Origin of the sequence: Alkalispirillum mobile, from assembly GCF_003664325.1 — a bacterium.
Taxonomy (GTDB): Bacteria; Pseudomonadota; Gammaproteobacteria; order Nitrococcales; family Halorhodospiraceae; genus Alkalilimnicola; species Alkalilimnicola mobilis.
This window is the reverse complement of sequence record NZ_RCDA01000001.1, coordinates 128,950-147,578: the sequence shown is the minus strand read 5'-3', so window position 1 is coordinate 147,578 and position 18,629 is coordinate 128,950. Positions and strand designations below refer to the sequence as shown.

Genomic DNA, 18,629 nt, shown 5'->3' with positions numbered 1-18,629 from the left:
CCTCTCTTTATCCGATGTGTCAGGCCGGGACCACGCGGCACAGAGTGGTCTTGGTCTCCTGCATCATGGTGACCGCGTCATACCCGTAGGTGGTGGCCGTGTTGTTCATCTCGCCACGCACGTAGGGCGCCGAACCCTCCGGGTATTTGTCGAGCAGGTCCTCACCCTGGTAGTGACCGGCAAAGTGGAACGGCGTGAATACCGTCCCGGAGGCCACGCGGCGGGTAACCAGCGCCTTGACCCGGATTCGGCCACCCTCGGGGCCCTCCAGCCAGACCCACTCGTTGTTGCGCACGCCGGCGTTGTTGGCGTCGCGCGGGTTGATCTCGACGAACATCTCCTGCTTGAGCTCGGCGAGCCAGGGGTTGGAACGGGTCTCTTCGCCGCCACCCTCGTACTCCACCAGACGACCGCTGGTGTGGATCAGCGGGTAGTCGTCGGAGTAATCCGTGGCCTGCACGGACTCCCACCGGGTGGGCAGGCGGTAGAAGGCCTTGCGGTCCTCGTAGGTCGGGTAGTCCTCGACCAGGTCGTACCGCGGGGTATACAGCGGCTCGCGATGCTTCGGCACCGGGTCCGGGAAGTTCCAGACGACCGCGCGGGCCTTGCCGTTACCGAAGGGCATGCAGCCGTGCTTCAATGCCACCCGGATGATCCCGCCGGATACATCGGTGTGCCAGGCCTTGCCGTCGGCCTTCTCCTTTTCCTCATCGGTGAGTTCATCCCACCAGCCCAGCTGCTTGAGCAGGTCGGAATCGAAGGGTGGGTGCCCGGCCTCCAGTTCCTGCCCCTTGGGCCAGGAGCCTTCCGCCAGCAGGGTCTCACCCTCGCGCTCGGTGCCCCAGTTAACGCGGAAGTTACCGCCCCCCTCCATGACGTGCTCGTTGGTGTCATAAAGAATGTGCGTACCGGGGTGCTTGATCTCGGCGGTCCCCCAGCAGGGCCACGGCAGGCCGTAGAACTCCCCATCACAGGGACCACCCTCGGCCTTGAGCGACACCACGTCGAAGGTGTGCTGGTTTTCCATGTGCTCCTTGAGGCGCTCGGGGCTCTGGCCGGTATAGCCGATGGTCCAGGTGCCCTGGTTGATCTCGCGCAGCACGTCCTCCACCACCGGCTCAGTGCCTTCCACGCTGATGTTCTTGAACATCTCGTCTGCAAAGCCCAGTTTGCGGGCCAGCAGGTAGGCGATCTCGTGGTCGGGCTTCCCTTCAAACAGCGGCTCGATGACCTTCTCACGCCACTGCAACGAACGGTTGGATGCGGTGGCCGAACCACGGGTCTCGAACTGGGTGCAGGCCGGCAACAGGTAGGTGTCGTCCTGGCGGTCGTGCAGCACCGCAGCAGCCGACGGATAGGGGTCAATGATGACCAGCAGGTCCAGGGCCTCCATCGCCTCTTTCATCTCGGGCTGACGGGTCTGGCTGTTGCTGTTGTGGCCCCACATCATCACCGCACGAAGGCGATCCTTCTGGGTGATGTTATCCGGGTCCTCCAGCACGCCGTCGATCCAGCGCGACACGGTGATGCCCGGAGTTTCCATCGGCTTGAGCGTGCCACCCTGACCGTCGTCATACTCTGCCTGGTCAAACCGGCTTGCGAGCCAGTCATAATCCACATCCCAGACGCCACACCAGTGCTTCCAGCCCGCCTCATTGATCGGGTAGTAGCCCGGAAGGTTGTCCGGGTTCGGGCCGACGTCCGTCGCGCCCTGCACGTTGTCGTGGCCGCGGAAGATGTTGGCGCCGCCGCCGGAGACACCCACGTTGCCGGTAGCCAGCAGCAGGCAGTTGTACGCGCGAACGTAGTTGCTGCCGATGGTGTGCTGGGTACCGCCCATGCACCAGATGAAGGTCATGGGGCTGTTCTCGTGGATAATCTTCGCCACTTCATAGAGGGCATCGGGCCCGACGCCGGAGACACGCTCCACCTCGTCCGGGGTCCACTTGGTCATGACCTCTTCCTTGATCTCGTCCATCGCCCAGACACGACTGTCGATGAACTCCTGGTCCTCCCAGCCGTTATCGAAGACGTGGTAGAGGATGCCGAAGATCAGCGCCACGTCGGTGCCGGAGCGCGGGCGAACGAAGACGTCAGCGTGGGCCGCGGTGCGGGTAAACCGCGGGTCCATCACCACCATCTTGGCGCCGTTCTCCTTGCCGCGCAGGATCATCTGCATGGCCACCGGGTGGGCCTCTGCGGCGTTGGAGCCGCACATCACGATGCTGCCCGCCTTGGTGATGTCGTTGTAGGAGTTGGTCATGGCGCCGTAACCCCAGGTGTTCGCAACGCCGGCCACGGTCGTGGAGTGGCAGATACGCGCCTGGTGGTCACAGTTGTTGGAGCCCCAGAAGGCGGCGAACTTGCGCTGCAGGTAGGCCCCTTCGTTGCTGGCTTTGGAGGAGCCGGCAAACCAGACCGAATCCGGCCCGGACTCCTCGCGGATCTGCAGCAGCTTGTCGCCGATCTCGTCGATGGCCTGATCCCAGCTGATGCGCTCCCAGTTGCCGTTGACCTTCTTCAACGGGTACTTGGTACGCCGCCCGGAGTGGCCATGGTTGCGCAGGGCGGCACCCTTGGCGCAGTGGGCCCCCAGGTTAATGGGGCTGTCGAAGTTGGGCTCCTGCCCCACCCAGACGCCGTTCTGCACCTCGGCGATCACGCCGCAGCCCACGGAACAGTGGGTGCAGACGGTCTTTACGAGCTGCACGTCTGCATTCGGGTCGAAGCGCGCACGGTCATCCGACGCTTTGGCCTTCTTGACCATTCGGGGGTGCAGCATGGCGCTGGCGGCGGCGGTGCCACCAACTGCCAGGCCCGTGCCGCGCAGGAAAGTTCTGCGATCCACGGCCCGACCCAGAAAGCCCCCGACTGCGGTGGCCGCGGAGCTGCCTGTCTTCTTGACCAGTTTCATGGTGTTCTCCTCCAGATGCGGACCCATGCCCGCGCCTTCATATCCAAGGTCTCGTTCATCCAGTCACTCAAAATTCGGCCTTGCGGTAGTAGTCCTGGATGTGTGCCGTCTCGTGGTACCCGCGCTTTTCAAGGGAACGGGTCTCCGGCTCAGCCTCCGGCTCAATGGCCAGGGCCTGCCCGCCGGTCATGCCGACACCGACGGCAGCGCCACCCACGGCCATGGTCTTCATGAACTGGCGACGATCCTGACGGACTCCGGACTCTTTTTCTGAATGTTTCATGCTGCTACCTCCGAAGCGTACTCAAGTGAAGCTCAATGGCTTCAAGGACTTGCCTGCTTATCAAACAAGCATAGACAAATAACGGCGTTCCACTGCCAAAAAGCGTTCACCAAACAGCCCTACCGCCCGGTAATCCCTCGCGGTCTTGGCGTGCTGCATGTCGGTGAACAGGTCTCCGATCCAGGGGTCCAGGTGCTCTTGGAAGAACGCGCGCTGTTGCTCAAAGCTCAGTTCTTCGTCCAGCACCACCTGGCCCATCACTTCACACAGCGCCCCGGCGTGATCCTCCGGTTCGCTGATTCCCTCCTGGCGCTCATAGCCCAACATCCGAAGGGCCTGGCGAACACGCACCAGCGGTTTTTCCATCAGGGCACCGCTGATATACCAGGACGCGTAGGGGGTCAGTTCCCCTTCCGGGGCGCCGATAAACAGTGCCTCGTACTCCCGACGCAGGCGGGCCGGCTCTGCGCCCTCGGCCATCTGCTGAAGCGCGCGCCACCCCTCGGCCATGTCATCATCCGAAGGGTCCGCGGCAATGCCCCGCAGGGCCTCCAACACCTGGTCATCGGGCGGCCCTGCCAACAGGGCCCCCAACAGCGACCAGGCCCCGGCCCGCAGTTGATCCTCGTCGGTGATCTGCCGTGGTGTCTGCGGCGCAGTGGCATTGATGGTTTCCATGCTCATTGCTCACCCCCCGCCTGGTACTCCGCCTTGAACATGTCCTTTACCCGGCAGTCGCCGCACATGCGCAGGCGCCGACGCTGTGCCTCGTCCTGAAACATACGGTGGCCTTCCAGGTTCTCCAGCATGCGCTCGATGACGCTGCGGGTCCCGAACGGGGTGCCGCAGGACTCACAGCAAAACGGCTCCTCTTCATTGAGAATGCGCGGCTGCCGGCGCTCGCTCTCGGCGTAGAGGTACCGCGGCTCCAGGGTGATCGCATCCTCCGGGCAAGCCTGTTCACACAGGCCGCACTGGACGCACTGGTCCTCGACGAAACGCAACTGGGGCGCCTCGGGGTTGTCGAGCAACGCGCGGGTCGGACAGACCTGCGGGCAGGCCATGCACAGCGTGCAGGCCTCTGCGTCCACCAGCACCTGCCCGAACGGGGCACCCTCACGCAGCGCCACCGCCGGCGGGGGCGTATCCGGCGCCTCGGCCAGCAGGTGCTCCAGGGCCAGGCGCAACGTGCTGCGCTTCTCATCGAAGGTCTCGAAACCGGCGGGGCGGATCTGCGGGCTGTTCAGTGGCGCCCGGAGCGCCACCAGCAGGGCCTCGGGGCCCGCAGGCTGCAGCCACTCCACGGCCTGTCGCGGATAACCCATGCCGCCCAGGATCGCCCGGGCATGGCCCAGCTCTTCCCGCATCGCCTTGACCACCCGCGGCGGCGTGTCCTGGTGCCCAAGGAGACAGACTTGGGCCGCGCCGTAGGCAAGGGTGGCCAGCCAGGCGTCGGCGCCCAGCGAACCCACCTCCTCCACCGCCACGGGCAATACATGCTCGGGCAGGCCAGGCAAGGCATCCTTTAGCAGCGCACTGCCCGCTTCACGGTCATGGAACAGCAGCACCGGCTTTCCCCCACCCTGCTCACGGTATTGCTGCAGCATCCGCCGCACACCGCGCAGCAGGTCACGAAGCGAGGGGTAGGCATAAGTCATGGCGCCGGTGGGGCAGCTACTCACGCAGACCCCGACGCCTTGGCAGAGATAGGGGTCGACCTCCACCTGGTCGCCGAGTGATTGAATGGCTCCGGTGGTACAGCCGTCCAGGCAACGGGTGCAGCCGGAGAGGCCACTGTTCCCGTGCGCACAAATGTCCGGGTCGTAGTTGAAGAACTTGGGTTTTTCGAACTCGCCCCCCATATCCGGGAGCTCTTCCAACGCCCTGGTGCGCCAATGCGCACCGCGCGCCACGGGGTAGTAACCGAAGGGCGGCGTCTGGAACCCGAGCAAAGGCTGCTCGCTGAAATCAACCACCAGATCGAAATGCGGGCGCGGCAGCCCGGCGAGCTCCGCCACATCCAATTGCTTATCGCCGGCCCCTGAGATGGCTGCGGCATAATGCCCCAGGTACCCGGCCAATTGTGACACTTTGCCACATACCATTCGGGCCCCGCGGGGCTTACCCCCGGCCGGCTGGCCGTCAGTGACAAGCACCGTGGCAGGGACACCGTCGTCGAGTTCCTCGACGAACGGCAGTGCCTGGTCCCCCGGCCCAATCACCAGCACTTCACCCCGTGACTGGTACGAAACCAGTGACGTAGGCGACTGTTCCGTAGATAAAAAGGCCTGAAGGGCCGAGCCTCGTGCCCGCCCGTCCGGGGTCTCTGCTGACAGGTCCTCTAACCAGTTGGCTTCTGCCGTCGTCATCGCATCCTCTTAACCCTTACGATTACCAGGCCGCACCGCCGGGCAACCTTGAAACTGATAAAGTTATAAGCAACGCCTATGCCAGGATAAGCGTTGCCCTATCAGACCCCGGGCTCCCGGGGTGTCGCCTGGCCGTCCACCGCAGCGCTGTCGTCGCCGGTCGATGTCCCGTCCCCGGCCGTTTCGTCGCCGGCGCCGGCTGTCACGGGCTCCTGTTCGCCCTCCGCCTCCACCACGGCATCCCGCGCCTTCTCGGCCAGGCGTTCAGCCTCACGGGCCAATGCGCGCTTCATGTCCTGGGGCACCACATCTCCGAGCGGCTCGAAGTTGCGATAGTCACCGGAATACTCCGCGCAAAGGCACGTCTTGTTGTACTTGGGCAGATGGAACAGCTTCGCCAATGCCTTGTTGCGCAATGCCCGGCTGATGTTCGGCGCCAGGAACGCGCTGAAATCGGCCTCCTCCCCCAGGCTCTCCAGTGGCGGCAGATCCTCGTCCGTAAGCTCGGAATAGAGCTTGCCGGTACGCGGGTCGCGCCGCTCCTGCTCCGCGGCCAGGGATGCGGCTTCTTCGCGCTCGCCCCCCGGCTGGACCGCTGTCGGGCTCAGGTCGTCCTGCTCGGGTGCCTCAACCGCCTCACCGCGCTGCACTTGCTGTTTGCGGCGCGCCCAGCGACTTAACAGCCCCGACTCTGCCACCTGGTCTCCGCGTTCACTCATCACTGTCCTCCTTTTCTGCCCCACTGCTCTTCGGGGTCGGTCCGACGCTTTTTCTTGCCGCCCTTTCGCCTGGGCTTGTAGTTGTCAAGCACGAACCGTTCCAGCCACCGGTACACCTCAGGCGGCATGCCCGTCCGGAGTACCTCTTCGGCGCCGGAACGCAGGTCGGTCGCATCCGAGCCCTGGGCCTCTTCCGGACTGACGGTCACCATTCGGGGCACCGGTACCCCTTCGGCATCGCGGCCACAGACGACAAACAAGGCGGGCGCATCGTCATTGATGTTCAACGCATAATCGTCCACGTACCGCATCCGCAGCCGAAGGTGCAGCCCGGTCCACAGCCATAACTCCGAATCCTCGGCCTGCCGCAGCGGCGCGCGCTGCACCCGGTCACTGGCAAAGCGCTTCCCCACCACGGCCCCGTTCAATTCCCAACGCCCCCCGGTCAGCGCCATAATCACGCCCACCGGCAGCCGGGTCGTCGCATCGAACCCACCCTCGTTCGCGCTCTGGTTTGTCTCTTGCATGGTTCTCTGAAGTGCTCCTTTCTGACTCAACCAAGGCCACCGTGTCAGGCAGCCAAAACAGGCAATCACTCTATCCCTTCAGGATAGGCTACCTACCCAGAATGGTCATGCTGCGGTTCGGAAACGGCATTGCACAAGGGGTTCAATCAATTGATACCCCGGAAGCTTTGGGCGATACTGCGGCCAGACGCCGAAACACGCCCGGTAACCTTTGAGGGCACAAGCACTTGAGGATGGGATTCATGACCAGCGAGAGCCAGCTGATCGACCGCTTCGGACGCCGGGTCACCTACGTGCGCATATCGGTCACCGACCGGTGTGACTTCCGGTGCGTGTACTGCATGAGCGAGGACATGCAGTTCCTGCCCAAGGCCCAGATCCTCACCCTGGAGGAGCTGGCTACCCTGGGCCGGGCTTTCACCGAACTCGGTGTCGGGAAAATCCGTATCACCGGGGGTGAGCCACTGGTGCGCAGCAACGTCATGGGGCTGTTTGAAGAACTTGGGCAGCTACCCGGTCTGCGTGAGCTGGTGATGACCACCAACGGCTCGCAACTCACCCGCTACGCCGACGACCTCCGCCGGGCGGGCGTTCGACGCCTGAACATCAGCCTCGACAGCCTGGACCCGGACCGCTTCCACCGGATCACCCGCACCGGCAAGCTCGACAAGGTGCTGGACGGCATCGAGGCGGCCCGCGAGGCTGGTTTCGAGGGGATTAAGATCAACACGGTGGCCATGAAAAACCGCAACGATGACGAAATCATCGATCTGGTGGATTACGTCGTCGAGCGGGGCCTGGATATCAGCTTCATTGAGGAGATGCCGCTGGGCGAGATCGACGATCACGATCGTGCCGAGGTCTACATGTCCAGCGATGAAGTGCGAGAGCGCATCGCCACCCGCTATGAACTGGTGCCCACCACCGTCAGCACCGGGGGGCCGTCCCGCTATTTCAAGGTAAGCGGCACCGGCAGCAAGGTTGGTTTCATCTCACCGCACAGCCATAACTTCTGCGAGAGCTGTAACCGGGTCCGGGTGACCACCGAGGGCCGGCTGCTCCTTTGCCTCGGGCAGGAGCACTCGATGGATCTGCGCCGCGTCCTGCGCGCCAATCCCGGTGAGTTGGAGCCGCTGAAACAGGCGATCCGCGACTCCATGGCGATCAAACCCAAGGGCCATGACTTCAACCTGGGGGCCAAGCCGGTGATCATGCGTCACATGAACATGACCGGCGGCTGAACGACACTGCCGCCGGTCCGGGCTTGCGCGAAACCGGCCGCTCAGCCCTTGAGTTCCAGGTCCGCCGTGACCTCGTGGTCTACCCCTACGCCGTCGACGGTCAGGCGGACCTTCGCGTGAAGGCTATCACCGAGCTTCAGGCTGCCATCCTCCAGCCCCGCCTGCACCGCTTTTTCGATCTCGCGCTGCGAGGTCACGCCGACCTGCTTGAGGAATTTACGGATCTGCATGTTCAGTGCATCTTCATCCAACATGGTGCAACCTCCTGTCATTCATTCGTGGGAACCGGAACGACTACATCATGAGCCAATCCGCACAAGCTAGCCAATCTTGCTGTGACAACCACGCCGGCGGCCTGCCGGTGGAAGAGGCCCGCGCCCGCATCAAGGCCGGGATTCAACCGGTGACTACGCGCGAGCGCGTGGCCCTGCGTGACGCGCTTAACCGGGTGCTCGCCGAGGACGTTCACTCCCCGGTTCCCGTGCCCGCGCACGACAACTCGGCCATGGATGGTTACGCGGTTCGCGGCCAGGACGTGGCCGGCGACGGCGCTACCGATCTTGAGGTTGTGGGCCGGACGCTCGCGGGTGAAACCTTCGACGGCGAGCTGGGCTCCGGGGAGTGCATCCGCATCATGACCGGTGCCCCCATGCCTGCCGGGGGTGACACGGTGATCATGCAAGAACAGGCCGACCGCGTCGGCGACCGTATCCGTGTCCACGGGCCCCATCCCTCAGGGAACCACGTGCGCCGGGCCGGCGAGGATCTGGCGGAGGGGGAGCGCATCCTCGCGGCAGGGCAGCGAATCGGGCCGGCCGAGTTGGGGGTGATGGCGTCCGCCGGACTGGTGGAGATCTCCGTCTTCCGGCGACTGCGCGTGGCCTTCTTTTCAACCGGTGACGAGTTGCAGGGCGTTGGCCAACCGCTGGGTCCCGGCCAGATTTACGATTCCAACCGCTACACCCTGTTCGCGGCCATGCAGCGCCTGGGCGTGGAGGCAGTGGACATGGGCGTCGTGGGTGATGACAAGGAGAGCCTGGAGCGGGCTTTCCGCGAGGCCTCGGCGTTTGCCGACGTGCTGGTCACCTCCGGCGGCGTGTCCGTCGGCGAGGCAGACTACGTCAAGGACACCCTGGATGCCCTCGGCGAGGTGGACTTCTGGAAGGTCGCCCTGCGCCCGGGTCGTCCGCTGGCCTACGGCCGGCTGGGGCGCGCCCTCTTCTTCGGCCTGCCGGGTAACCCGGTCTCGGTGATGGCCACCTGGTACCAGATCACCCGCCCCGCCCTGCTCCACATGATGGGCGCCCAGCCGGAGCCGGACCAGTACTTCCCGGTCCGGTGTGCCGAGCCGCTGCGTAAACGGCCGGGGCGGATGGAGTTCCAACGCGGCATCCTCAGCTGGAACGAGTCGGGGCAACCGGAGGTGCGCACCACCGGCGCACAGGGCTCCGGGATTCTGAGTTCCGTATCGCGGGCCAATTGTTTCATCGTGCTGCCTTACAATGCGGGAAGCGTGGAGGCGGGCGAAACCGTCATGGTGCAGCCCTTCCACGGTTTGATGTAAGCGTACCGGCCCGCCTTGTGGGCCGGCCTTGCAATCCCCGAACCGCCAAAAGGAGTGTGCAGCATGGCCAAGATTCTAGTGCTCTACTACAGCATGTACGGCCACATCCGGACCATAGCCGACGCTGTCGCCGAAGGCGCCCGCCAGGTCGAGGGCACCCGGGTCGACGTCAAGCGGGTGCCCGAAGTCATGAGTGAGGAGGCGCTAAAGAATGCCGGTGCGCAGCCGGACGACGCCCCGTTGGCTCGGCCGGATGAACTGGCTGACTACGACGGGTTGATCATTGGCTCACCAACCCGCTTCGGCAACATGGCCGGCCAGATGCGCAACTTCCTGGACCAGACCGGCGCCCTCTGGGCCCAAGGCAAGCTGATCGGCAAGGTGGGCAGCGTTTTCAGCTCCACCGGCTCACAGCATGGTGGCCAAGAGACCACGCTAACCTCCATGCAGACCACTCTGATGCACCACGGGATGGTCATTGTGGGTGTGCCCTACAGTTGCGCCGAACTGGCCAACATGGACGAGATCAGCGGCGGCACGCCCTACGGCGCCACCACGCTGGCCGGTCCCGACGGGAGCCGTCAGCCCTCGGAGAACGAGCTGACCATCGCGCGTTTCCAGGGCCGCCACGTGGCGGAAATCAGCCAGAAGCTGGCGGGCTAAGGCCCGCCCCACCGGGAGAGCAGCCATGGGCCTGTTGGTTGATGGTGTCTGGCACGAAGACTGGTACGACACCGAGAGTACGGGCGGTCGCTTCGAGCGGCCGGACACCCGATTCCGCGACTGGGTCACCCCCGATGGGCGTTCCGGCTACCCGGCCGAGCCGGGCCGCTACCATCTTTATGTCTCGCTCGCCTGCCCCTGGGCCCATCGCACGCTGATCCTGCGTCACCTCAAGGGGCTAGAATCCGTTATCGATGTCTCCGTGGTGGACCCCTTCATGGGCGAGGGGGGCTGGCACTTCTCTGATAACCCGGGGGCCACACCCGACCGGGTAAACGGGTGCGAGTACTTGCACCAGGTCTACCTTAAGGCCAAGCCGGACTACACCGGGCGGGTCACGGTACCCACCCTCTGGGACAAGGTGCGCGGCACCATTGTCAATAACGAGTCGGCGGAGATTATCCGCATGCTGAACAGCGCCTTTGACGACCATGGGCGCGCCGACCGGGATTTCTACCCGGAAGCCGTGCGGGACGACATCGACCGGATTAACGCCTTTGTCTACGATCGCGTAAACAACGGCGTCTACAAGGCCGGCTTTGCCACCCGCCAGGAGGCTTACGAGGAGGCCGTTACCAACCTGTTCGAGGCGCTGGATCAGCTGGAGGAGCGGCTGTCCCGACAGCCCTTCCTCGCCGGCGACCGGGTAACCGAAGCGGATTGGCGACTGTTCACCACCCTCGTCCGCTTCGATCCGGTCTACGTGAGCCACTTCAAGTGCAATGTCCGCCGGCTGGCAGACTACCCCAACCTATGGGCGTACACCTGCCAGCTCTACCAGGTGGAAAACGTGGCCGGTACGGTCGATCTGGACCATATCAAGCGCCACTACTTCACCAGCCACCCGATGATCAACCCCACACGGATCATCCCGCTGGGCCCGACGGTGGACTACAACGCACCGCACGACCGCGGCCCGGTCACGTTGTAGCCGTGGGCGATGCTGCGTGCCGGCTCACTCCGGCACGCAGATCTTGCCCGCGCGCGCCGCCTTCAGGGTCATCACCACCAAGGCGATCACCAGCGCCGTGGTCAGCAGCACCAACAGCGCCCCCACCACGGCAAGGAACGTGGACGGCACCATGGACGCCATGGTCAGGGTGGCGATGCTGAAAGCGGCCACCGGGAAGGAATAGGCCCACCAGGACAGGAAAAAGGGCAGCCTGCCAAAGCCCCGTGCCCGGATCACCAGCAGCAGGAAGGTGAACAGCCCCGTGTAGTACAGGACCCGCCCGAAGGCGTTGATGTCACCGCCATTCAGGTCCGTCCAGGCCAGGAAGCCAACCGCCGGGGGTGCCAGCAGGATGGCCAGCGTCGGCAGCAGGCGCTCCGGCAAGGGGTCATGGAAAATGAAGCGGTAGAACATCAGGGTCATCAGAACCAGCCAGAACACCACCCCAACGCTGAAGAAAAACCACGAGAGTTCCACAAAACCCAACGGCACGCCCGCCAGCGGCATCAGCACGTTACCCACCACGGGGATGAACCAGGCGGGGTTGATATGGGCGATCTCGAACTGGCGCTGGCCAATCCAGATGCTCATGACCACCAACGTGAACGTGATATGGAGCGCCGCGCCAAGCAACCAGAAAGCGCCGGCCAGCCAGGTCACGTGCGGCTGGAGCAGCATAGCCACCAACACCAGGCTGATGGAGATGGCCGGGAAGAAGTTCATCTTGACCGGGTGGTGAAACTCCGCCTTGACGGCATCCCGATACCGGACAAACTTCATCACATAAGCTACTGAAAGAAAAGCGAACAGAGCCACCACGAGGACGGTGAGCCCGACGCTGATTCCAGCAGACCAACCCCATGCCCCTTCGGCGGCGCGCCACGCCAGCGCGAGACCAGCGGTACCCATGACGGTGGCGAACAGCGGGATGGGCATGTGCTCCAGGCTACGCCCGGGCAATTGCGACTCGGCCATTAAAACCCCCTCATATACATTCAAGATCAATAAATAATGTTAACGGGTCAGACCATGCTCGCACCAGCCCCAAACCATGATTCGAGCGCGCTAACCGGGTTACACTGCCCGCACTCGGCCTGAACGGCCCAGCGACGCCGGAATACGCCACGCCATGAGCCCCACGGACCTCATCAAAAAACTGCTGAAAGCCAGCGAACGGGACGCAGAGGCGCCGCCGCCGGACCCTGGCGCATTATGCCCGGACAACCCGGGCCATCAAGTGCAACTCCAGGCCTTGGCAATCAGCGAGGAGGATCCGGCACTGCGCGCTTCGGCGATTAAGCGCCTCCGCGACCTGCCCACTGTGCGGCACTGCCTGTCCGAAGACCAGCCACGGGCGGTGCGGGAGGCCGCCGTCGCCCGTTACAGCTATCTGCTCAAGAGCGACGACTGGGGCGGGGACCTGGGGCCGGTGCTGGAAGCCGTCCGGCTTTGCCCGGACCGCACCGTGCTAGCCCACCTGGCCCAGTCCGCGCGGCTGGAGCGGGTAAGGCGCGAGGCGTTGGGCTGCCTGGCCAGCCCACAGGCCTGCCTGCAAGCCGCACTCCACGACCCCGTCCGCCGGCAACGGAAATACGCCGTCAGCCTGTTGGAAGACCCGGAGGCCCTGGAGAGCATTGTCGCACGGTGTGACGATCGCGGGGTCGCGCGGCTGGCACGGCGGCGGCTTGACGAACTGCTGGAGAGCCAGGCCGTTGAAGCATCCGTTCAGGAGCAGGCCGTGGCCTTGTGCGAGGCCATGGAAGGGCTCGGCCGATCCCGGTGGACGGATGACTTGCAGGCACGACGGCAACGACTGGAAAACCAATGGACGCAACTGGAGCCGGCACCGGAGCCGCTGCTGGCCGAACGCTTCGAGCGCGCCAGGACATTCTGTGCTGCCCGCAAAGCACCGCAAGCCACCGAGCATGAGCAAACGCTTCTTACAGCGTTGGAGCAACTGGCCCACGACCTGACTGCAGACCCGGAGCCCACGGAAGAGCGGCTGGGCGCCCTGAAGTGCCGGCTGGCCCGCAGCCGGCGCTCATGGCTGGCGCTCGGGGCGGACCCGACCGCAGAGGCCAGGTACCGCACCCGCTACTGGCGACTGGAGTGCTGGTGCGCGGATGCGCGCCGGTTCCTGGACCAGCATACGGTCATCGCAGGGCTGCTGGACAAGGCCGACCGGCTGGACCCGACCGACGCCACCGCCCTGCTCCGCCACGCGCGGCAACTGCATCAAGCGCTTCGGCAGACCCCCTGGCACAGCGGCTTCCCCCTGCCGGAGCTGCTGCGCACGGCGCAGACGCGGGTCGCGGCCCTGGAGACCGCTGGCCGGCACGCCGGCCGGACCCGCCTGAAACGGCTCGACACTATCCGCCACCTGCTGGCGGACCTCGAACAGGCTGCCGAGGCCGGCGCCTGGCCCCGCGCCCGACGGCTCATCGCCGAGGCCCTGAACCAGACCGGCGCAGCCTCCGAACCGGCCGGCGCCGATCATTACAGGAACAAGTAACTGCAAATGGCCACGGCGGCCACCACCGCCACCACGTCAGCGGTCAGCGCCGCAGCCAGGGTGTGGCGTATCCGTCGCACCTGCACCGCACCAAAGTAAACGGCCAGCACATAGAAGGTGGTCTCCGTGGACCCCTGCAAGGTGGTCACCAGGTAACCGACATAGCTGTCCGGACCAATCGCCGGGTCATTGATGATCGAGGCCATCACCCCATAGGCACCGGAGCCTGACAGGGGCCGTAACAAGGCCATGGGCAGGGCCTCCGCCGGCAGGCCGAATCGGGCGGTGAACCCGCCGATGGCGCCGACCATGGCCTCCATCGCGCCGCTGGCGCGAAACATGCCCACCGCGACCAGAATAGCGACGAGGTAGGGGATGATCCGCAACGCCACCTGAAAACCGTCTTTCGCCCCCTCGACGAACACCTCGTAGATCCGAACGCCGCGCAACGCCCCGAACAGCAGGAAGCCCACCATCAGACCGGGCACGATCCAGGGGGAGATGACCTGCCCGTAGGCCACCGTCAGCGGAATCAGCGCGACCAGTCCGCCCAGCGCCACCAGTGAAACCCACAGCGGGTACCCCTGGCTCGAATACTCGGGGAGCGCCTCTGACTCCGCCTTGTCCTCCACCCAGGGCCGTTCCATCGTGCGCACTGCCGGATCCGGGGGGCCCGCGGGGAAGAACCGCCGGAGCAGGGTCGCGGCGCTGACCGCCGCGATGGTGGCGCAGATGGTAGCCACCAGGGTGGTCGGCAGGATGCCGGCCGGGTCCTCGGAGCCCGCCGCGGCGCGCAACGCAATGACGCCCGTCGGCAGCAGGGTGATGGAGGAGGTATTGATGGCGAGGAACAGGGCCATGGAGTTGGTGGCCGTTCCGGGGTGGGGGTTGAGCTTGTCAAGCTCCTGCATGGCCCGGATGCCGAAAGGGGTGGCGGCGTTCCCCAGTCCCAGGGCATTGGCCGACATATTAAGGATCATCGCCCCCATGGCGGGGTGGTCCGGAGGGACGTCCGGGAAGAGCCGGGTCATGACCGGGCGAATGAGCTTCGCGATAATCGTCAGCAGCCCCCCGGCCTCCGCCACCTTCATCAGACCCAGGAAGAGGGTCATGACGCCAACGAGCCCCAGCGCCAACTCCACGGCGCCTCCAGCAGATTCGATCACGCCGCTGGAGAGCGCCTGCATGGGCGACTCATCCCCCGGGCCGCCGTCAAAGCGGACCTCCCGCCAGGCCGCGGTAGCAAAGGCGATCAGCACGATCGCCAGGAAAATCCAGTTCATTACCTGCCTGCTCCCCTCTCTGTCCCTGGTAGCGGCGCATTGGCGAGCGACGGCGGGCTTGCCAGCAACGACCCCGGCCGATTAGCCTAATCCGCCATTCGCCGACCTGGTACCCGCCTTGACTGACCCGTTGATCCGCTCACAACCGGGCGCACTGCTCAAGGCCGCCGTGGAGCTGCTGCAAGGGGGCTTTCTGCCCCGCGTGATGCTCCCCCTGCTGCTAGGACTCGCGGCTGCCCATTCCGGTGCCCTCGTGTACAGCCTGGCCGCGCCCCTCGGGACCGGTCCGCAGCTGGCCCTGTCGGCCTGGTGGCTGGCCACCTCGGTCACCGCCGTCATGGCGCTCGCCAGTTGGTTATGTGCCGTGGCACTGGGCCTGCCGCCTGCCCACCAGCGTGCCGCACTGCTTCGCGGCGTGCTCGGCGTGATCCTGCAAAGCCTGTTACAGGCCGCGCTGGCCGCGGCCATCACCCTTGCCGCCCTGGCATGGCTACCACAGCTCGTTGGTGGGGTTTGGGATTACGCCCACGAACGCGCCCTGGACCCCTACACCACCGTTCCAGGGCTGGAACTTATTACCGGCCTACTGCTCTACGGGGTTATACAGCTACTGCTCGGCGCATGGCTCTGGCTACCCATGCTCGTGCTGTTGGTTCGTGCCCGCCCCGGCCACACCCTGCGCCGGGCCCGGCGGGCATTGTACGACGGTGGCTGGCTAGATGCTTTTTTTGCCGCCCCGCTGCTACTGACCGGTGCGCTGGCCCTGGTCGACTTTCGCCTCGCCCTGGTGGGCCTGCCCTTGTTCTGTCTGTGGCCGGCCCTGGCCACACGCGCCGTGGCGGAGTCCGCCGGCAATCCCTTCCAGGCCTTGGCCGGGGCGGCTGACCGCTGATCCCGGGCCCGTGTTCAGAGGAGTGAGGCCACACTAATGAATATCCCCGAGGGACTCCTTCCTGCCTGGGTGGCCTGGGTCACCCTGCCGGTATTCGTGAGCCTGGCCATCTGGGCCGTGCTCCGTGCCCCCTGGCGCCTGCTCCAGGAAAACGACCTGCAGCATGTCTTTTTCGGCGCGACCGTATTGCTGGTGCTGCTCTGGCGCATGCAGGCGGGCATCCACGCCGGACTGGAACTGCACCTGCTGGGCATCACCTCGATGACACTGATATTCGGCTGGCGCCTGGCACTGGTGGGCGCCTCACTGGCCCTGCTGGTCCACACGGCCATGGGCTTCTACGACTGGGCCACGCTCGGTATCAACGGGCTGATCGGGGTAGTGCTCCCGGTCATGCTAGCGAGCCGTCTGCACCGTCTGGTGGCCACCTGGCTACCTCGCCACTTCTTTGTCTATGTGCTCGTTTCAGCGCACCTTGCCGCGATGCTTGTCATCGGCGCAACCATGGCAACGGGTGGGCTGCTGCTGGGGCTGTTCGGTGTTTATCCGTGGGAACGGGTAGTCGGGGATTACCTGGTGCTCATGCCCTTGATCATGCTGCCGGAGGGTTTCGTCAACGGCACCACCATGACCATGCTGACGGTCTTCAAGCCCGAGTGGGTGCGCAGTTTTGATGACCGGGACTATATCCACGGAAAATGAACAATCTATAGCGCCATAGCGCGCATTAGAACCGTTTGACAGTCGACCCCCACCTGCCATAGTTCAATTAGGCCCCGGACAACAGGGGCTGGAGATTCGGCCATCTGGCCACAGGCAGGAGGGGAAGGCACATGGTACCAAGCGACACCCTAGGACAGGCTTCAAGTTCCGATAATTTCGCAGTTGAGATCCGCGACGTCTCCATCGAGCACCCGTGGCGCTGGCTGGCTGCCGGAACCAGGGACATGATGCGCGCACCGGTAGTCAGCATCGGCTACGGCCTGGGCATCACCCTGCTCAGCTTCGCCATCACCGCCGCTCTTTTCGCCGGCGGTTTGCAGCACTGGCTTCTGCCGCTCGCGGCCGGCTTCCTCCTGATCGCGCCGGTGCTCGCGGTCGGCTTTTACGACATGAGCCGCCGGTTGGAGCACGGCCAACGCCCGTCGTTTGGAGCCGCCATTTCGGCCTGGCGGTCCAACCCGGTGCAGATCTCGCTGATGGGCCTGACCCTGATGATCTTCTTCCTGTTCTGGGTACGGCTGGCCACGCTGCTCTTCGCCCTGTTCTTTGGCAATATTCCCACCGGGCTGGCCGGCCTGGTGGAAGCCACGTTGAGCACCCAGGGTGTCGCGTTCCTTGCCTTTGGTGGCGCGATTGGCGGGATCCTCGCCTTTCTGGCCTTCGCCCTGAGCGTGGTCAGCGTACCCATGCTGGTGGATCGGCAGGCCACCTTCATGGATGCCATCACCGCGAGTCTGCAGGCGGTGTACCGTAACCTCGACGCGATGCTGCTGTGGGCGGCCCTGCTGGCCGCGCTGACCATCGCGGGGCTGGTGACGTTCTACCTCGGACTGGCGCTCATCCTGCCGCTCCTGGGCCATGCCAGCTGGCACGCATACCGGGACATGGTGGCCGCGGAGGTGCCGAAGAACCCCGTGCCGGGCCAGGAGGAGCCGCCCGCAGAGGCCTGAGCACTGCCGGGGGCTGAAGGGCTTGGCGAGCGCCCCATCGGCCCCGGTTCACCGCTCGTGATAAAGAAGGGCCCCGGCTCAGCACAGCCCGGGGCCCTTTCATTACTGTGACTGACAGTATGATGTCAGCCCGGAGAGACACTCTGCCGGCTCTCGGCCGTCGCACCGCTGTCCTCCTGCCAGAGCAGGTACAGCTCGCCCTCCTCCTCAGCCCGGAAGTAAAAGCGGATGTAAGGGTCGGCTGCCAGCGAACGCGCCAGTTCCGCATCGATTACGGTCTCCCCGTCCAGCTCGGCACGGAAGCGCTCGATAATCCGCTGCGGGATGGTCTCCCCATCAGCATCCTCCCGCAAGCCCGTCTCCATCGGGTGGTTGAGCAGCGTGATGATCTCGCCGGGCTCACCGGCGGCGAGGCGACGCGGCATCCGTACCCGCGGCTCAGGCAAGGTGTCGTCACTGCCGTTGCCGTAGGTTTCTTCCCGGATCAGGCAGCCACTCACGGTCACCCTCGGCCGCTGTTCCGCGACACGGACCGACCCGTCGCTCATCTCGGCCAGGGCGACGACTGTCTGCGACTCGTTGAGCCGGACGCGGGTGGTGATTTCGGCCTTCCCCGCCCGGGGGGTCAGCCGGAAGGTGGCAATCGGCGGTGATGGGTTGCCCAGGGCGTAGAGGTGGATCGCCTCCACGTAATCATCGGAACTCATGGGGCTGTCCACGCTGACCGTGAGCCGCACGGAAGCGCCATCCTCCGATACCGAGGGCAGGTCCAGGGTAATGCCCCGCCCAGTAGGAGTGCGCCCGTCGACAATCGCGCGGGTCTCGTCCAGCCGCTCCCAGGCCTGGCGCCCCCAGGCCACGGAGGGCAGTGCCCAAAGGGCGGCGCCAGCAAGCAGTCCATTAGCGCCGTGTCGCAGCACGGCACGGCGGCTCATCAGGTGGTCATTCCAACGCTTCTGGGGCATAGGGCTGTTCAA

At 65.1% G+C, this 18,629-nt stretch carries 18 protein-coding genes; 8 read left to right on the top strand and 10 right to left on the bottom strand.

Going from position 1 to position 18,629, the window contains the following annotated elements; all coding sequences use genetic code 11:
• Positions 1-19: 19 nt before the first annotated feature.
• The 6 genes from DFR31_RS00705 to DFR31_RS00680 all read right to left on the bottom strand — a co-directional run bounded on the left by DFR31_RS00705 (position 20) and on the right by DFR31_RS00680 (position 6,812).
• The gene (locus DFR31_RS00705) at positions 20-2,914 is read right to left on the bottom strand and encodes a formate dehydrogenase subunit alpha (RefSeq protein WP_121442115.1); all 2,895 of its coding nucleotides are present in this window, start codon (positions 2,912-2,914) and stop codon (positions 20-22) included.
• Between the two features lie 67 nt (positions 2,915-2,981).
• Entirely contained in the window at positions 2,982-3,197 is a 216-nt protein-coding gene (locus tag DFR31_RS00700) for a twin-arginine translocation signal domain-containing protein (RefSeq protein ID WP_121440754.1), read from the bottom strand.
• Positions 3,198-3,257: 60 nt separating this feature from the next.
• A complete protein-coding gene (locus tag DFR31_RS00695) occupies positions 3,258-3,881 on the bottom strand; it encodes a TorD/DmsD family molecular chaperone (protein WP_121440753.1) in 624 nt (207 codons plus the stop codon).
• Positions 3,878-5,566, bottom strand: coding sequence for a 4Fe-4S binding protein (locus DFR31_RS00690; RefSeq protein ID WP_121440752.1), 1,689 nt, complete (start codon positions 5,564-5,566; stop codon positions 3,878-3,880). The genes DFR31_RS00695 and DFR31_RS00690 overlap by 4 nt, the downstream gene beginning before the upstream one ends.
• Before the next feature lie 101 nt (positions 5,567-5,667).
• Complete coding sequence (locus tag DFR31_RS00685) at positions 5,668-6,285, bottom strand: DUF3306 domain-containing protein (RefSeq protein WP_121440751.1); 618 nt, start codon at positions 6,283-6,285, stop codon at positions 5,668-5,670.
• Positions 6,285-6,812, bottom strand: a complete 528-nt coding sequence (locus DFR31_RS00680) for a DUF3305 domain-containing protein (RefSeq protein ID WP_121440750.1) — start codon at positions 6,810-6,812, stop codon at positions 6,285-6,287. Before DFR31_RS00680 ends, DFR31_RS00685 begins: the two co-directional genes overlap by 1 nt.
• 242 nt (positions 6,813-7,054) lie before the next feature.
• On the opposite strand from DFR31_RS00680, the gene moaA reads away from it, so the two are divergent.
• Positions 7,055-8,053, top strand: coding sequence for a GTP 3',8-cyclase MoaA (moaA, locus tag DFR31_RS00675; RefSeq protein WP_121440749.1), 999 nt, complete (start codon positions 7,055-7,057; stop codon positions 8,051-8,053).
• 41 nt (positions 8,054-8,094) lie between these two features.
• Here the strand turns inward: moaA and DFR31_RS00670 are convergent, their stop codons facing one another.
• Positions 8,095-8,307: a DUF6494 family protein gene (locus tag DFR31_RS00670; RefSeq protein WP_211328212.1), complete on the bottom strand. Its 213-nt coding sequence runs from the start codon at positions 8,305-8,307 to the stop codon at positions 8,095-8,097.
• A gap of 47 nt (positions 8,308-8,354) precedes the next feature.
• Between DFR31_RS00670 and moeA the strand changes: the two genes are divergently transcribed.
• The 3 genes from moeA to DFR31_RS00655 all read left to right on the top strand — a co-directional run bounded on the left by moeA (position 8,355) and on the right by DFR31_RS00655 (position 11,271).
• Positions 8,355-9,617 (top strand): molybdopterin molybdotransferase MoeA, encoded by a 1,263-nt coding sequence (moeA, locus tag DFR31_RS00665; protein ID WP_121440748.1) that lies wholly within the window; start codon positions 8,355-8,357, stop codon positions 9,615-9,617.
• Positions 9,618-9,680: 63 nt separating this feature from the next.
• Positions 9,681-10,280, top strand: a complete 600-nt coding sequence (gene wrbA, locus DFR31_RS00660) for an NAD(P)H:quinone oxidoreductase (protein ID WP_121440747.1) — start codon at positions 9,681-9,683, stop codon at positions 10,278-10,280.
• A gap of 25 nt (positions 10,281-10,305) precedes the next feature.
• Positions 10,306-11,271, top strand: a complete 966-nt coding sequence (locus tag DFR31_RS00655; protein WP_121440746.1) for a glutathione S-transferase family protein — start codon at positions 10,306-10,308, stop codon at positions 11,269-11,271.
• Between the two features lie 24 nt (positions 11,272-11,295).
• Here DFR31_RS00655 and DFR31_RS00650 read toward each other — a convergent pair whose 3' ends face one another.
• Positions 11,296-12,267 (bottom strand): SLAC1 anion channel family protein, encoded by a 972-nt coding sequence (locus DFR31_RS00650; RefSeq protein WP_121440745.1) that lies wholly within the window; start codon positions 12,265-12,267, stop codon positions 11,296-11,298.
• Positions 12,268-12,421: 154 nt separating this feature from the next.
• Between DFR31_RS00650 and DFR31_RS00645 the strand changes: the two genes are divergently transcribed.
• Positions 12,422-13,804, top strand: coding sequence for a hypothetical protein (locus tag DFR31_RS00645; RefSeq protein WP_121440744.1), 1,383 nt, complete (start codon positions 12,422-12,424; stop codon positions 13,802-13,804).
• Here DFR31_RS00645 and DFR31_RS00640 read toward each other — a convergent pair.
• Positions 13,789-15,087, bottom strand: coding sequence for a nucleoside recognition domain-containing protein (locus tag DFR31_RS00640; protein ID WP_121440743.1), 1,299 nt, complete (start codon positions 15,085-15,087; stop codon positions 13,789-13,791). The two genes, DFR31_RS00645 and DFR31_RS00640, sit on opposite strands and share 16 nt — an antisense overlap.
• 118 nt (positions 15,088-15,205) lie before the next feature.
• Between DFR31_RS00640 and DFR31_RS00635 the strand changes: the two genes are divergently transcribed.
• From DFR31_RS00635 to DFR31_RS00625, 3 genes are all read left to right on the top strand, one after another.
• Complete coding sequence (locus DFR31_RS00635) at positions 15,206-15,979, top strand: hypothetical protein (RefSeq protein ID WP_147436913.1); 774 nt, start codon at positions 15,206-15,208, stop codon at positions 15,977-15,979.
• A gap of 36 nt (positions 15,980-16,015) precedes the next feature.
• Positions 16,016-16,681, top strand: coding sequence for an energy-coupling factor ABC transporter permease (locus DFR31_RS00630; RefSeq protein ID WP_121440741.1), 666 nt, complete (start codon positions 16,016-16,018; stop codon positions 16,679-16,681).
• Positions 16,682-16,812: 131 nt separating this feature from the next.
• Positions 16,813-17,652: a DUF2189 domain-containing protein gene (locus tag DFR31_RS00625; protein WP_121440740.1), complete on the top strand. Its 840-nt coding sequence runs from the start codon at positions 16,813-16,815 to the stop codon at positions 17,650-17,652.
• Between the two features lie 125 nt (positions 17,653-17,777).
• Here the strand turns inward: DFR31_RS00625 and DFR31_RS00620 are convergent, their stop codons facing one another.
• The gene (locus tag DFR31_RS00620) at positions 17,778-18,617 is read right to left on the bottom strand and encodes a thiosulfate oxidation carrier protein SoxY (protein WP_121440739.1); all 840 of its coding nucleotides are present in this window, start codon (positions 18,615-18,617) and stop codon (positions 17,778-17,780) included.
• Positions 18,618-18,629: the final 12 nt, after the last annotated feature.

What these genes read in the sequence shown, in the direction of transcription:
- DFR31_RS00700 (WP_121440754.1), bottom strand. Translation starts at nt 3,197, where the DNA reads ATGAAACATTCAGAAAAAGAGTCCGGAGTCCGTCAGGATCGTCGCCAG.
- DFR31_RS00630 (WP_121440741.1), top strand. Translation starts at nt 16,016, where the DNA reads ATGAATATCCCCGAGGGACTCCTTCCTGCCTGGGTGGCCTGGGTCACC.
- DFR31_RS00670 (WP_211328212.1), bottom strand. Translation starts at nt 8,307, where the DNA reads ATGTTGGATGAAGATGCACTGAACATGCAGATCCGTAAATTCCTCAAG.
- DFR31_RS00685 (WP_121440751.1), bottom strand. Translation starts at nt 6,285, where the DNA reads ATGAGTGAACGCGGAGACCAGGTGGCAGAGTCGGGGCTGTTAAGTCGC.
- DFR31_RS00640 (WP_121440743.1), bottom strand. Translation starts at nt 15,087, where the DNA reads ATGAACTGGATTTTCCTGGCGATCGTGCTGATCGCCTTTGCTACCGCG.
- moeA (WP_121440748.1), top strand. Translation starts at nt 8,355, where the DNA reads ATGAGCCAATCCGCACAAGCTAGCCAATCTTGCTGTGACAACCACGCC.
- DFR31_RS00650 (WP_121440745.1), bottom strand. Translation starts at nt 12,267, where the DNA reads ATGGCCGAGTCGCAATTGCCCGGGCGTAGCCTGGAGCACATGCCCATC.
- DFR31_RS00645 (WP_121440744.1), top strand. Translation starts at nt 12,422, where the DNA reads ATGAGCCCCACGGACCTCATCAAAAAACTGCTGAAAGCCAGCGAACGG.
- DFR31_RS00680 (WP_121440750.1), bottom strand. Translation starts at nt 6,812, where the DNA reads ATGCAAGAGACAAACCAGAGCGCGAACGAGGGTGGGTTCGATGCGACG.
- moaA (WP_121440749.1), top strand. Translation starts at nt 7,055, where the DNA reads ATGACCAGCGAGAGCCAGCTGATCGACCGCTTCGGACGCCGGGTCACC.
- DFR31_RS00690 (WP_121440752.1), bottom strand. Translation starts at nt 5,566, where the DNA reads ATGACGACGGCAGAAGCCAACTGGTTAGAGGACCTGTCAGCAGAGACC.
- DFR31_RS00620 (WP_121440739.1), bottom strand. Translation starts at nt 18,617, where the DNA reads ATGCCCCAGAAGCGTTGGAATGACCACCTGATGAGCCGCCGTGCCGTG.
- DFR31_RS00625 (WP_121440740.1), top strand. Translation starts at nt 16,813, where the DNA reads ATGGTACCAAGCGACACCCTAGGACAGGCTTCAAGTTCCGATAATTTC.
- DFR31_RS00655 (WP_121440746.1), top strand. Translation starts at nt 10,306, where the DNA reads ATGGGCCTGTTGGTTGATGGTGTCTGGCACGAAGACTGGTACGACACC.
- DFR31_RS00695 (WP_121440753.1), bottom strand. Translation starts at nt 3,881, where the DNA reads ATGAGCATGGAAACCATCAATGCCACTGCGCCGCAGACACCACGGCAG.
- DFR31_RS00705 (WP_121442115.1), bottom strand. Translation starts at nt 2,914, where the DNA reads ATGAAACTGGTCAAGAAGACAGGCAGCTCCGCGGCCACCGCAGTCGGG.
- wrbA (WP_121440747.1), top strand. Translation starts at nt 9,681, where the DNA reads ATGGCCAAGATTCTAGTGCTCTACTACAGCATGTACGGCCACATCCGG.